13 protein-coding genes are annotated in these 12,782 nt (G+C 40.1%); 9 read left to right on the forward strand and 4 right to left on the reverse strand.

Annotated features, from left to right (window positions below):
• Positions 1–37: 37 nt before the first annotated feature.
• Together DYI81_RS15190 and DYI81_RS15195 are read left to right on the forward strand one after the other, a co-directional pair.
• Positions 38–319, forward strand: a complete 282-nt coding sequence (locus DYI81_RS15190) for a GNAT family N-acetyltransferase (RefSeq protein WP_106986173.1) — start codon at positions 38–40, stop codon at positions 317–319.
• Between the two features lie 410 nt (positions 320–729).
• Positions 730–1,014: a GNAT family N-acetyltransferase gene (locus DYI81_RS15195; protein ID WP_106986172.1), complete on the forward strand. Its 285-nt coding sequence runs from the start codon at positions 730–732 to the stop codon at positions 1,012–1,014.
• Positions 1,015–1,105: 91 nt separating this feature from the next.
• Here DYI81_RS15195 and DYI81_RS15200 read toward each other — a convergent pair whose 3' ends face one another.
• Positions 1,106–1,453, reverse strand: coding sequence for a hypothetical protein (locus tag DYI81_RS15200; RefSeq protein ID WP_106986171.1), 348 nt, complete (start codon positions 1,451–1,453; stop codon positions 1,106–1,108).
• A 205-nt stretch (positions 1,454–1,658) separates the two neighbouring features.
• Between DYI81_RS15200 and DYI81_RS15205 the strand changes: the two genes are divergently transcribed.
• Positions 1,659–2,129: a BLUF domain-containing protein gene (locus tag DYI81_RS15205; protein ID WP_117008001.1), complete on the forward strand. Its 471-nt coding sequence runs from the start codon at positions 1,659–1,661 to the stop codon at positions 2,127–2,129.
• Between the two features lie 74 nt (positions 2,130–2,203).
• On the opposite strand, the gene mpl is transcribed toward DYI81_RS15205, so the two are convergent.
• Positions 2,204–3,568: a UDP-N-acetylmuramate:L-alanyl-gamma-D-glutamyl-meso-diaminopimelate ligase gene (gene mpl, locus DYI81_RS15210; protein WP_117008002.1), complete on the reverse strand. Its 1,365-nt coding sequence runs from the start codon at positions 3,566–3,568 to the stop codon at positions 2,204–2,206.
• Positions 3,569–3,811: 243 nt separating this feature from the next.
• On the opposite strand from mpl, the gene DYI81_RS15215 reads away from it, so the two are divergent.
• The 4 genes from DYI81_RS15215 to DYI81_RS15230 all read left to right on the forward strand — a co-directional run bounded on the left by DYI81_RS15215 (position 3,812) and on the right by DYI81_RS15230 (position 7,942).
• Positions 3,812–4,153 (forward strand): DMT family protein, encoded by a 342-nt coding sequence (locus DYI81_RS15215; protein WP_106986168.1) that lies wholly within the window; start codon positions 3,812–3,814, stop codon positions 4,151–4,153.
• 193 nt (positions 4,154–4,346) lie between these two features.
• Positions 4,347–4,859: a 5-(carboxyamino)imidazole ribonucleotide mutase gene (gene purE, locus DYI81_RS15220; RefSeq protein WP_106986167.1), complete on the forward strand. Its 513-nt coding sequence runs from the start codon at positions 4,347–4,349 to the stop codon at positions 4,857–4,859.
• A gap of 27 nt (positions 4,860–4,886) precedes the next feature.
• On the forward strand, positions 4,887–6,008 hold the full coding sequence (locus tag DYI81_RS15225) for a 5-(carboxyamino)imidazole ribonucleotide synthase (RefSeq protein WP_117008003.1): 1,122 nt from the start codon (positions 4,887–4,889) through the stop codon (positions 6,006–6,008).
• Positions 6,009–6,661: 653 nt separating this feature from the next.
• Complete coding sequence (locus DYI81_RS15230; protein ID WP_106986165.1) at positions 6,662–7,942, forward strand: lytic murein transglycosylase; 1,281 nt, start codon at positions 6,662–6,664, stop codon at positions 7,940–7,942.
• A 61-nt stretch (positions 7,943–8,003) separates the two neighbouring features.
• Here the strand turns inward: DYI81_RS15230 and DYI81_RS15235 are convergent, their stop codons facing one another.
• Positions 8,004–9,131, reverse strand: a complete 1,128-nt coding sequence (locus tag DYI81_RS15235; RefSeq protein WP_106986164.1) for an anhydro-N-acetylmuramic acid kinase — start codon at positions 9,129–9,131, stop codon at positions 8,004–8,006.
• Between the two features lie 63 nt (positions 9,132–9,194).
• Between DYI81_RS15235 and tyrS the strand changes: the two genes are divergently transcribed.
• Positions 9,195–10,427 (forward strand): tyrosine--tRNA ligase, encoded by a 1,233-nt coding sequence (gene tyrS / locus DYI81_RS15240; protein ID WP_171356371.1) that lies wholly within the window; start codon positions 9,195–9,197, stop codon positions 10,425–10,427.
• Between the two features lie 436 nt (positions 10,428–10,863).
• On the opposite strand, the gene DYI81_RS15245 is transcribed toward tyrS, so the two are convergent.
• Complete coding sequence (locus DYI81_RS15245) at positions 10,864–11,499, reverse strand: DUF6198 family protein (protein WP_117008004.1); 636 nt, start codon at positions 11,497–11,499, stop codon at positions 10,864–10,866.
• A gap of 213 nt (positions 11,500–11,712) precedes the next feature.
• Here DYI81_RS15245 and DYI81_RS15250 point away from each other — a divergent pair, with 213 nt between their 5' ends.
• Positions 11,713–12,012, forward strand: coding sequence for a hypothetical protein (locus tag DYI81_RS15250; RefSeq protein ID WP_117008005.1), 300 nt, complete (start codon positions 11,713–11,715; stop codon positions 12,010–12,012).
• Positions 12,013–12,782: the final 770 nt, after the last annotated feature.

Below are 12,782 nucleotides of genomic sequence, written 5' to 3' on the forward strand. Positions count from 1 at the left end.
ATTCTATATTTTCACACATACAAAAATAGGCGGATACATGATCGTACAGCATCTAGAAAATGGCAGTAAAGGCGCTTTTTATGTGGAACAGCAGGGTGAACGATTAGCTGAGATGACGTATTCTTGGGCTGGTACAGACAAATTTATTATTGATCATACCGCGGTCAGCGATAGTTTACGTGGGCAAGGTGTGGGTCGACATTTGGTTGATGCTGCGGTGCAATTTGCACGGGAGCATCAGGTGAAAATTATACCGCTATGCCCTTTTGCCAAATCTGTTTTTGACAAAGATCCAGAAATTCGTGATGTGCTGGTTTAAGCCACGCAGTCTCAGTGATCTGAACGTAGCTGATAGCGTTGACTGTCTTTGAAAAATAGACAGATAAACGGATAAAACTGAACATTATTATTCAGTCTGACACATCAATGAGGTCGCAAAATGCCTGTTGCATTCACGCAGGCATTTCACTTAAAAGCGTGAGCGGTACATTGATACAGCCAGTAAGATTGCAATCAGTATAAGAAATCCTACAGTAGCAAGATATAAATCCATTGAAATCCCCAAAAAATATCAAAACAAAAAAAGAACAGCTTTAGTTAATGAATTTAGAGAAAATTAGTCAGATTTGATATCACTGAAATCAGGTATTTTTTAACGTTTTTTAATGGTTTAGTCGATTAATTCATTTATTTAAAAATGTCATTTGGACGGCATTCAGGAGTATAACAATGCAGCTTCAGCATCAAGACAATGGTCAGCAGGGTGAATTTTTCAAGTTAAATGAAGACGGCGAGCGTGTCGCAGAAATTAGCTATATATGGAATGACGAACATAAAATTGTTGCCAATCATACATGGGTGGATCATTCATTACGTGGTCAGGGCGCTGCCCGTGAAATGCTCGATAGTCTGGTTAATTATGCGCGTGAAAAGCATTTGAAAATTATTCCAGCGTGCTCTTATGTTGATGTGATGTTTAAACGCGACAAAAGCCTTGCGGATTTGCGTGCTTAAACAGCTTCTGGAAGTAGCGCTGGGTTTTATAGAGGTGCTTCATAAAATGTTGCAACACTCGATATACGTAATAAAAATTATTCCGCGACAGTTAATAATTTAAAAACTCACGGTCAGGGCTCAGTGGCAAGCGACGTTGTGATTTACGAGATTGAGTATAGCATTGCAACATATCAATTGCGCTGTAGCCCAGTAGTATGCTCGCTAACATCATTTGAAGCAGATCAAATGCGCTGTGATAAAACAGCACTGCGCTGAAGCCTGCAACTGTTGCAATCAAATAGCCACGTTGGCCAATGAAATAACGAAGTAATGCACCGAGTGCAATCGAAGTAATAAGGACATTTAGCAGTTCATTGAGGCCTAAATGATGAAAAACCAGTACCAAAATGCCTGCAATTGTTATTAATCCAAATGTTTTAAAGATGTTGGGGAGCATAGATAACCTCTTTTATTGTTTTTGAGGTAAAAGCACCAGCAAAGACCAGTGTGTAATATTGAGCCTATTTTATCTAAAGTTGTTTGCAAAATTGAGATGTAGTTGGCATAAATGGACGTAAGTATAAAATTACATTTGATTAAAAAATAAACAAATTAGAATTTTAAAAATCGAAGCGCTTCGCGCTCAGTTAAGGATTAAACTTATGATGCAGCTGTGCTATGCCAGTACTCGTCAGGAGAATCAAAAGGATTTACTTGAGGATCTGAGTGATATTTTAGTTTCTGCTCGAAATTTTAATCAGGCACATGCAATCTATGGGGTACTGTACTATGCGGAAGGTAGATTCTTCCAATGTCTTGAAGCAGAGGCGGAAATTTTAGAAAAAGTCTACGCTAAAATTGCGAGCGATCCTCGCCACACAAATCTCATCCGTTTTGAAAATCGTGTGATTGATCGGCTTCATTTTTCTGAATGGTCTATGAAATATGTAAATAAACATAGTTCGATCGGAACGCTGTTCAAAAGGTTCGGATTGAATGCATTTTTACCACATGAACTGAAGACAGAACAAATTCCTGTATTTTTAGAATTATTACTAAGGTTACAGAATAGCGAGCCGAAACTCAAACGCATGCAAGGTTACCGCACACGAGGATATAAACCTTATCTTTAATCGATTTAGATATCTAAAAATAAAAAAAAGCCCGCTTCACGGGCTTCTTTAAAACGGCTACACCATGTTTTAGATTAGGTTGTTAAGGCCGTAATTAATTTTTGATGCAGACCACCAAAACCACCATTCGACATAATCACCACAGCATCACCCTCGCCTGCTTCTGTAGTCACTTTTTGAATGATTTCATCCAATGTGCGCGCAACCATCGCTTTATTCGGTGAAGCCTGAATGACAGGCTCTAAGTCCCAATCTAAACCTTCAGGTTGATACCAAATAACTTCATCGGCCAGTCGTGCTGAATGTGCTAAGCCATCTTTATGACTGCCCATACGCATGGTGTTTGAGCGTGGTTCAATAATCGCCCAGAGCTTACGTTCGCCTAGGCGTTTGCGTGCACCTTCTAGGGTTGTGTCAATTGCTGTTGGGTGATGTGCAAAGTCATCATAAACTTCAATGCCACGTACGGTACCAAGCAATTCCATACGGCGTTTTACACCGCCAAAATTGGACAGTGCTTCGCAGGCAGTTTCAATGGATACACCGACGTGCTCTGCTGCTGCAATCGTTGCTAAGGCATTGGCTACAGAGTGTTGGCCTGTCATGTTCCATTTCACTTCGCCTTTGACTGTGCCGTGCTGTAGCACTTTAAAATGTGAACCATCAGCAGAGAGTTGCTCAGCATAAAGTTCTGCTTTTTCATTTGCATCTAAAGAGGTACGTACGACTGGCGTCCAGCATCCCTGTGCTAATACTTCGTCAATATTGCTTTCTGTAATTGGCGCAATAATGCGACCTTCAGTTGGAATAGTACGGACCAAATGATGGAACTGTTTTTGAATCGCGGCTAAATCATCAAAGATATCAGCATGGTCAAATTCAAGGTTATTCAGAATCGCTGTTTTTGGATGGTAATGCACAAACTTAGAGCGTTTATCAAAAAACGCTGAATCGTATTCATCTGCTTCTACACAGAAGTATTTCCCAGCGCCTAAGCGTGCACTTTCGCTAAAGCCCAAAGGCACACCACCAATCAGAAAGCCTGGTTCAAGACCCGCTTGATCGAGTACCCATGCCAGCATCGTCGTTGTTGTGGTTTTGCCATGCGTCCCTGCTACGCCCAGCACGTGTTTACCTTTTAAGACATAGTCTGCGAGGAACTGCGGGCCAGAAATATAAGGCATGCCTTCATTGAGCATGTATTCCACAACATCAATGCCACGTTTCATGGCATTGCCCACAATTACAAGATCAGGTTGTGGTTGTAGCTGGCTACGGTCATAGCCTTGAATTAAAGTAATGCCTGCATTTTCTAGCTGGGTCGACATTGGAGGGTAAACGTTTTGATCTGAACCCGTCACCTTATGGCCAAGGTCTCGCGCCAGTAGCGCCAAAGAACCCATAAAGGTGCCGCAAATACCTAAAATATGCAGATGCATACGCTCACTCCACTGCTTTTATAGACACATCACGTATTATTGGTGCTGTTGTCGTGATTAATTTGATGTGAAAGCAACGATAGCAAGGCTCTTGGGGAAAAGATAGTTTTTCTTGTCACTGGACATAGAATATTCTTGCGTGATTTTGCGCTTTTTTTTGTGTTATAAAAAAATAGTAACAGGTTAAAAATTTTGTGAGAAAAAACGTAAAATGGCCACACTTATTGCTAGACATTTGAGCCAATGTATCTGCCCTTTATATTATTGATTGTTGCGAACTGTTTTATGACTTTGGCTTGGTATGGTCATTTAAAGTTTTTACCGCACGATGCGCCTCTATGGAAGGCTATATTATTAAGTTGGATCATTGCCTTAGCAGAATATAGTTTTATGATTCCTGCAACGCGCTACCTTGCCCAACAAGGTTGGTCTATGGGGGAAATGAAAATTACCCAAGAAGTTGTGACTTTACTGGTCTTTGTACCTTTTATGATTTTTCTGTTTAAACAGCCATTTAAACTCGATTATGTGTGGGCTGGCTTGTGTCTATTGGGCTGTGTGTATTTTGTCTTTCGTAGCCAATAATTTAAATCATAGGGCTACTGCCCTATTTTTATTTAAGTTTTGCCAAGCTTGATAAAAAAATAATAAAAATCTGCGCTTAGTTTGACTCTAAGATTTTGGTGAGCTGAAAATTCAGTCTATAATATGGGGCTCTTATTAAAGCTTGGCTCTAGTCGAGATTTATCTCTCTTAACTAATCTCTGGAAACATTGCAATGAATGCGGCCGCTTCACAAGACACACCTCTCGTTGGAATTATCATGGGTTCTCAATCAGATTGGGCAACTCTCGAACACACTGCCAATATGCTTAAGCAACTTGGCGTCCCATTTGAAGCGGAAGTGGTATCTGCGCACCGTACGCCAGACCGTCTTTTTGAATATGCAGAGCAAGCCCGTGATCGCGGTATTCAAGTAATTATTGCGGGTGCTGGTGGTGCTGCACATTTGCCAGGTATGTGTGCAGCCAAAACTGATCTTCCAGTACTGGGTGTTCCAGTGAAGTCTTCAATTTTGAACGGCGTTGATTCATTGCTTTCGATTGTACAAATGCCTGCAGGTATTGCAGTGGGTACATTGGCGATTGGTCCTGCTGGCGCAACCAATGCTGCAATCATGGCAGCGCAAATTTTAGGTTTAACACGTCCTGAAATTGCAAAAAATGTTGTAGATTTCCGTGCGGCTCAAACTGAAAAAGTTGCGAGCAAAAACATTCCTGGTCAGAACTAAGAGCAAGCTTAATACGGGAGTTATATCATGGATAAAACCATTGGTATTTTTGGTGGTGGCCAGTTGGGTCGTATGATGGCGCAAGCAGCCCTACCACTGAATGTGCAATGCACCTTTTTTGAAGCAAGTACAGATTGCCCATCGGCAGCGCTTGGTCCAGTATTTTCGACCAAAGCAGAAAATGGCTTGCAAGAGTTTATCGCCAGTGCAGATGTATTTAGTCTTGAGTTTGAAAATACGCCATTAACGGATGTCGATGTTCTAACGAAAAGCAAAACGTTGCACCCACCACGTCAAGCCTTGGCAATTGCACAACATCGCTTGTCTGAAAAAGCTTTATTTGATGAACTTTCAATTCCAGTTGCGCCGTATAAAGCCGTGACTTCACTTGAGGGTTTAAACCTTGCTGTGGCTGAATTGGGTTTACCTATCGTACTCAAAACATCACGTGGCGGCTATGATGGCAAAGGCCAATTTGTATTGCGCACTGCAGATCAAATTGCGCAAGCGTGGGTTGAGCTTGGCCCTGCGGGTGAACTCATTGCAGAAAGCTTTGTGACTTTCTCTCGTGAAGTGTCAATTATTGCGGTGCGTGGCCAAGATGGTGATGTACGTACTTGGCCTTTGGCTGAAAACCATCATCATAATGGCATTTTGTCGCATTCGATTGTTCCAGCACCCAACAGTGTTGATTTACAGCCTGTGGCGCAAGACTACATCACTCGCCTGCTCAATCATTTGAATTATGTCGGTGTATTAACACTTGAACTGTTCGTGACTGACAAAGGCTTGTATGCCAATGAGATGGCACCACGCGTGCATAACTCAGGTCACTGGTCAATTGAAGGCTCAGTATGCTCTCAATTTGAAAACCATATTCGTGCTGTTGCAGGTTTACCTTTAGGTTCAACGGCTGTGGTTCGTCCGACTGTAATGGTGAACATTATTGGTCAACATCCAAAATCTGAAGATGTTTTGGCTTTAGAAGGTGCGCATTTACACCTTTATAATAAGTCAGAGCGTGAAGGTCGTAAGATTGGCCATATTACCTTAATGCCCAATGACAGCGCTGAATTGACCACTTTATGCCGTCAATTGGCGAAGATTTTACCGAATCCTTTAGCGCTTAGCGAAGATATGAGCATCTAAACGTACAGTTGCTGTAAAAAAAAGCGATCACGTCAGTGGTCGCTTTTTTTATACCTTAACTTCGGGCATCATTGCGCCTCTTTTACGCAGACAGGCCTTTGGTCGGTTTTGCTGGTAAAGCAATTGATTATAAATTCACCTATTTGCTATATATATTGGCATCTTGCTGTGCGACTTAATTGAAAGACTGTTTAGCGAACTTGCCTCTTTATTCAGACGCATTGAACAATAAAAGCTAAGTTTGAATTCAAAATATCAACAATGAATTTAAATTCAAAAACAAATTCAAATTTAAAACACTACTTTTAAATTCAAAGTTTTGAATTTAAATTTATTGCAGTTTAAATTCAAAACAAAAGCATGTTTAATGCATTTAAAAATAATATATTTATCAAAATCTTGTGATTAAATGGCTTGTGGATAAAAGTTTGAATTTAAAAAAATTTATTAAAAATAAATTTAAATTCATTTTTGTTTTGGTGTTTTGAATTTAAAAACATTAAGTCTGATCTGTGGGGAAGTTTTTTGAATTTAAAATCGAAACTTTACTTTAAATTTAAAAATGAATTCAAAAGTTACGTATTCCCTCATAAAAATACATCATCTGGTGTTAAGCTAAGAATTAAATACAAATCCAGAAAAATAAGGCGGATATGCGTTCTTTCATTTTATTGTGTACCAGCACATTGTTTGCATTGACGACAGCGCATGCTGAATTAATTATTAATGGGCAAAAAGTCGTTACAGCTTCAACTGAATTTCAATCTCCAGCCCAAACTCAAAATTTTCAAGCATGTTTGAGCCAATTACGTGGGCAAGCCCTTGCGAGTGGCGTATCTGGTAATACTTATGACCGCTATACTCAAAATTTAAGTCCAGATTATTCAGTTTTAGAAAAACTCAATTACCAGCCAGAGTTTTCAACGCCAATTTGGGATTATTTATCTGGATTGGTTGACGATGAGCGTGTACAGGTTGGACTGCAAAAGCTTCAGCAACATAAAGATGTATTAAACCGAGTGGCGAGCGCTTACGGTGTTCCTGCTGAAACTGTGGTTGCTGTGTGGGGCGTAGAAAGCAATTTTGGACAAATAGCGGGTTCTTATCCTTTATTACAGGCTTTAGGCACTTTAAGTTGTGAGGGGCGTCGTCAGGGATTTTTCCGTGGCGAGTTCTTTACTACACTGCGTTTATTACAACGTGGTGATGTTCGTGAAGACCAATTAAAGGGTTCATGGGCGGGTGCTTTTGGTCATACGCAATTTATGCCATCCACTTATGATGAGCTTGCTGTTGATTTTGATGGCGATGGTCGACGTGATTTGGTCTCCAGTGTGCCTGATGCCTTAGCATCTACAGCGAATTTTTTGAGTAAGCGCGGTTGGCAAACAGGGCAACCTTGGGGCTTTGAAGTTAAAGTGCCAGCAGGAACTTATTTAGGGGGCGAAGGCCGACGCAATAAAAAATCATTGGCATCGTGGGTCAATCGTGGTGTATTACGCGCAGACGGTTCACCGCTCATTCAAGGCAACCTAACTGAAAGCTCACAAGCCGGTTTAATGATGCCAGCAGGTGAAAATGGCCCGCTGTTTTTAGTCTTTAAAAACTTCGATGCTATTTATAGTTATAACGCAGCTGAAAGTTATGCCTTAGCAATTGCACATTTGTCAGATCGTTTACAGGGTAAAGGTTCGTTTAGTACTGCATGGCCAACAGATGATGCAGGGACTTCACGAGCAGAGCGCCGTGAAATACAGCAATATTTGCTCAATAAAGGCTATGACATTGGCAATGTGGATGGCTTAATTGGTGATAAAACCCGTCAGGCGATTCGCCAAGAACAAATGAAGTTGGGTTTAAGTCCGACGGGTCGTGCTGGGCAAGTGGTTTTAAAAGCATTTCGAACTGAAAACGCAAAATTCATTTTAAAATGAGTTTTTCGCATTAACTTAAAAAGCCTGCATCAGCAGGCTTTTTTATGCCATATTTTGGCTTTTATACCGCGGTAATTGTACCCAGTACGCGATAGCCTTTTGCACCCGTCACAGCGGGAAGGTTGCCAGATTGTTGCTGAACAAAGCGCATCGCCAGCCATGCAAAGGCAGTTGCTTCTACCCATGTTGGGCTTAAACCAAGATCGGCTGTGCTTTGTACTGTCCATTGGTGTTTGCGTAAACGCCAGCGTAATTGCTCAAGTAAATGTGAGTTATACGCGCCACCTCCACATACATAGACTTCACCTGTAGGCATGTCTGAGCGGTAAATCGCTTTTTTAATTGCACGGGTGGTGAGCTTCATTAAGGTTGCTTGAATATTTTCAGGTGTATCTTCTAATTCATCATATTCAAGATCGCTACGCCAATCAGCAACTTGTTCGTCTAACCACTCTAAGTTGAAGTCTTCACGGCCTGTGCTTTTTGGTGGTTCTTTGGCAAAGAAGTCGTGTGCTTGAAGTCGATCGAGTAGGCTACGAATAGGCGTACCATAGGCCGCCCAATTGCCATTTTCATCATAAGCTTGACCCGTATAACGATGGCACCAAGCGTCCATTAAAATATTTGCAGGACCAGTATCAAAGCCATACACGCCATCTGGATTACCTGCGGGTAGAAGGCTGACGTTCGCAATGCCGCCTAAATTTAAAATCACACGATGAATGCTATTGTGTTGGAAAACATCTTGGTGAAAGGCAGGGACTAATGGCGCGCCTTGGCCACCGGCAGCCATATCACGGCGACGAAAATCAGAAATAACAGGGAGTTGCGTAATTTCACTGATGATATTGGGGTCGCCAATTTGTAGGGTAAAACCATGTTCAGGGCGGTGACGAATGGTTTGTCCGTGTGAGCCAATGGCTTTAATTTGTGTTTTATCTAAATTATTTTCTGCAATTAAGCGATTAATGCCTTCACCAATCATGGTGGCCAAAGCGACATCTGCTTTCCCCATGCGATCAATTTCGTTGTCACTTGGTAAGGTGAGCGCCATCAGTTCATCACGTAAATCGGGATCAAACTCAAGGGTGAGTGTGGCATGTAGTTGCAAGGGATCAAAAGAAGCAGCGGCAATATCGACGCCATCCATGCTGGTGCCCGTCATTACTCCAATATAGATCGCGGTCATGATTATTCTTAAGCCTGCAAAGTGCTGAAAAAGTGTTAGTATATCGCACAAATTGAATAACTGATGTATTTGGGTTTTGAGATGTCAAATTTCCTGCCGGCTGAAGAACAACTTGCCCTCATCCAACGAGGCACTCACGAAATTATTTCTGAAGAAGACCTTCTGAAGAAGTTAAAACAAAATCGTCCTTTAAAAATTAAGGCGGGTTTTGACCCTACAGCGCCTGATTTGCATTTAGGTCATACAGTTTTAATTAATAAATTAAAAGTATTTCAAGATTTAGGTCACGAAGTTTACTTCTTGATTGGTGACTATACCGCGATGATTGGTGACCCAACAGGTAAAAGCGCAACGCGCCCACCGTTGTCACGTGAAAAAGTTTTGGAAAATGCAAAAACTTATCAAGAACAAGTATTTAAAATTCTTGATCCAGCAAAAACCAAAGTGGTTTTCAACTCTGAATGGTTTGGTCAAAAGACTGCTGCCGATTTAATTCAGCTTGCTTCACAGCAAACAGTGGCACGTATGTTAGAACGTGATGACTTTACTAAGCGTTATAACAGCCATCAACCGATTGCCATTCATGAATTTTTGTATCCATTGGTACAAGGTTATGACTCTGTTGCATTGCAAGCAGACGTTGAGCTAGGTGGTACGGATCAGACCTTTAACTTATTAATGGGTCGTACATTGCAAGGTCGTTATGACCAAGAAGCACAAGTCTGCATTACGGTGCCTATTCTTGAAGGTCTAGACGGCGTGAATAAGATGTCTAAATCTTTAGGCAACTATATTGCTGTGTTTGATGCACCAGGCGCGATGTACCAAAAAGTACTTTCAATGCCAGATGCTTTGATTGAACGTTACTTTGATCTTTTAAGTTTCAAATCAATTGAAGAAATTCAGCAATTATTAAAAGAAGTTGCTGAAGGCCGTAATCCACAAGAAGTGAAAAAGATTCTTGCATTGGAATTGGTTGAACGTTTCCATGGTAGCGAAGCTGCAGCCAGCGCACATAAAGGTGCGGGTAATTTAATTACTGAGGGTGAATTACCTGAAGGTACGCCAGAAGTGACTGTGTCTCGTGCAGAATTTGGTGGCGAAATGTTTATTGCATCTATTTTGCGTGCAGCGGGCCTAGTTAAAAATGCTGCGCAAGCCAAAGATGCAGTTGCACGTGGTGCTGTAAAAGTGGATTGGAAAGAAGTAGACGCCTCTTTTTCTGTGAAAGAAAACGTGACTTTAATCGTTCAATCGAGCAAAAAGGCCATTGCTAAAGTGATATTTGTAGACTGATAACGCGCTTAAGTTCGTATAAGTGATTGAATTAAAAAGCAGGCTTCGGCCTGCTTTTTTTATTGAATATTCATATTAGTAAACTAGATAAGCAAATTCAAAAAAACCTTATAAAAACAACAATTAAATTTTTCCATATCACTTGCATTTTATATACCTTATGTATAGTATTTATTCATCTAGAGATTTTTACCATATCTAGAGGGTATAGATAATAATTACTCCACAATTTATCAGTCTCTTCCCCAAGGGACTTTTTTTTAAATACTAGAGAATAACTATAATAACTACACGATGGATCGAATAAAGATTCAACTCCGAGGGAGGGATTTTGGGAGAGATCTCTTCCTTTTTATTTTCTTAAATTTCTACACGCTTAATTTTTAATCTTTAAAAAATCCCCAGACTTGCTGAGGATTTTATGGTTATTTTTTTATTATAGATTAAATTTTATAAAACTGAGCTTCGGTAGCATTCGTTTCACCAGACTGCCGACTGCTAGCGCACTAATGATTGTGCCTTCGCGAACTCCAATAATTTCACCTAGCACAGACCAAGCGCTAATTACTGCGATCAGGACCAATACAATATCGCCATAGGTTTTACAGCGACCAAACTCAAAGCCAAAACGCTTAGAGACAGCTGCATATAAGCCTTCGCCTGCCAAAAACACCAAATTTGCTTTCACGACAAGGCAGACACCAATGGCAGTAATTAAGCAACTGAACAAGCAGGCGCTAATTTGTAGCGCATAAACATGCATAGACCAGCCTTGTGTCGCCCACATTAACACATCAATAAACGCACCAAAAATAATGCCTACAGGAAGTTGTAGCCATTGGTGCCATTGAAACTGTTTACCCAGCAAAGCCATTTGAAGCAGAATCATTACGATATGCATCAGTACGGTTAATGTGCCAATACTCATATTAAAGATGAAGCTATAGCTATAAGGGATAGATGAAATGGGCGATGTGCCTAGATTAGAGTGAATAGAAATCGTGACACCAAATGCCATTAGCGCAAGGCCACTCAGTAGCAGGATCAAACGGGGAATGAAATGCGCAGGCATAAGTCGGGGTTCAAAAAATAAAAGCCAGTCTATGTAAAAAAATAAATCGTCTCTATGCGCCTTAAGGATAAAAACGTGGCAGTTTTTATCTAATCATTGTTATATATGATGATTGTACATTCGGTCTGCACTTTAGAATGTAGGATAATTTAAAGCACTGATGTAGACGCTAAAGCATTTTATAGATAAATAAACAATAAAAGTGGGAGAGATATGGCTTATTACAATACAGACAATAATGATGAGCAGATTGATGCTGTTCTGCGCTGTTTATTTCAATATCAGCCAGAAATGGTCAAACAGGCGCAATATAAGCAAATAGAGGAAATTTTCTTAAATATGGATGTTGGCGCGCATTATCAGCTGTTTGCTTTTATTCATGAGCGTTTACCCATGCGGGCAAAAATGATGTTTTGTGCTGAGGATTATCAAGGCAAGCATCAGACGGTATTGGAAGTGATGGCGCATGTATGTAAGCGACCGGTCGCTGAGCGATGTTTGATGACTACATAGAGTCAGTCAGAAGGCATAAAGAAGAAAGGGTGATTCACGCGTTTTGGCTACATGGGCGTTAAAATGCTTTTGTTTTTTTAATGTCTATTGCTATCAAGTTAGCTGAATAAGATGCAAATCAAGCCTAAAAAATATCTATACGTGAATAGATGCATTAAGGATGTGATGTATAGATTGAGTGGCAAATTAAATTTGTGGGAAGAATAAATATGAGCTTTAAAAATAGGACTTGAAAGCACAATGTCTTCAAAATATTTAAACAAAGCGTTTTTAGTCTAGTGAAAACTTGAAATGGATTGAATATTTGATGTTATGAAGCACGTGGGAAGATATAAAACTCGTTCTGATAGTTGGATGTGATGTCTTTTTGATCACTTATACATTTTATGGCTAAATTAGCTCGAATATGATTTTGCGTGAAATGGATAATTTGAAAAATAAAATCCTAATAAAAGGTTTTTTTTAAATAAAAATGGTTAAAAAATAGATAAAAAAGCGCTTTTTTTATCATTTCTGTAGAAAAAAAGTACATACGTGAAATATATCGTTAATTAGTACTTGCAATGATTTCGAAATGGTCTAGAATGCATCCCATACCGACGAGATAGACGGAAACGAACGAAGCTAGACGCTGAGTTGTTAAGTATATCAAAGTCCAGCTTCTAGCACTGACGAGGTGTTAGAAAGATCATTAAGAGATTATGAAGAACAACTTGTGTGGATTTTTACTGGTTGATCAATCGAATATATTTTCATTGATAATTGGTAGA

Origin of the sequence: Acinetobacter sp. SWAC5 (genome assembly GCF_003419885.1) — a bacterium.
Classification (GTDB): Bacteria; Pseudomonadota; Gammaproteobacteria; order Pseudomonadales; family Moraxellaceae; genus Acinetobacter; species Acinetobacter cumulans.

Bases quoted from the DNA above. Each gene is read 5' to 3' on its own strand.
- DYI81_RS15195 (WP_106986172.1), top strand. From the start codon at position 730: ATGCAGCTTCAGCATCAAGACAATGGTCAGCAGGGTGAATTTTTCAAG.
- DYI81_RS15235 (WP_106986164.1), bottom strand. From the start codon at position 9,131: ATGACCGCGATCTATATTGGAGTAATGACGGGCACCAGCATGGATGGC.
- mpl (WP_117008002.1), bottom strand. From the start codon at position 3,568: ATGCATCTGCATATTTTAGGTATTTGCGGCACCTTTATGGGTTCTTTG.
- tyrS (WP_171356371.1), top strand. From the start codon at position 9,195: ATGTATTTGGGTTTTGAGATGTCAAATTTCCTGCCGGCTGAAGAACAA.
- purE (WP_106986167.1), top strand. From the start codon at position 4,347: ATGAATGCGGCCGCTTCACAAGACACACCTCTCGTTGGAATTATCATG.
- DYI81_RS15250 (WP_117008005.1), top strand. From the start codon at position 11,713: ATGGCTTATTACAATACAGACAATAATGATGAGCAGATTGATGCTGTT.
- DYI81_RS15245 (WP_117008004.1), bottom strand. From the start codon at position 11,499: ATGCCTGCGCATTTCATTCCCCGTTTGATCCTGCTACTGAGTGGCCTT.
- DYI81_RS15205 (WP_117008001.1), top strand. From the start codon at position 1,659: ATGATGCAGCTGTGCTATGCCAGTACTCGTCAGGAGAATCAAAAGGAT.
- DYI81_RS15215 (WP_106986168.1), top strand. From the start codon at position 3,812: ATGTATCTGCCCTTTATATTATTGATTGTTGCGAACTGTTTTATGACT.
- DYI81_RS15200 (WP_106986171.1), bottom strand. From the start codon at position 1,453: ATGCTCCCCAACATCTTTAAAACATTTGGATTAATAACAATTGCAGGC.
- DYI81_RS15190 (WP_106986173.1), top strand. From the start codon at position 38: ATGATCGTACAGCATCTAGAAAATGGCAGTAAAGGCGCTTTTTATGTG.
- DYI81_RS15230 (WP_106986165.1), top strand. From the start codon at position 6,662: ATGCGTTCTTTCATTTTATTGTGTACCAGCACATTGTTTGCATTGACG.
- DYI81_RS15225 (WP_117008003.1), top strand. From the start codon at position 4,887: ATGGATAAAACCATTGGTATTTTTGGTGGTGGCCAGTTGGGTCGTATG.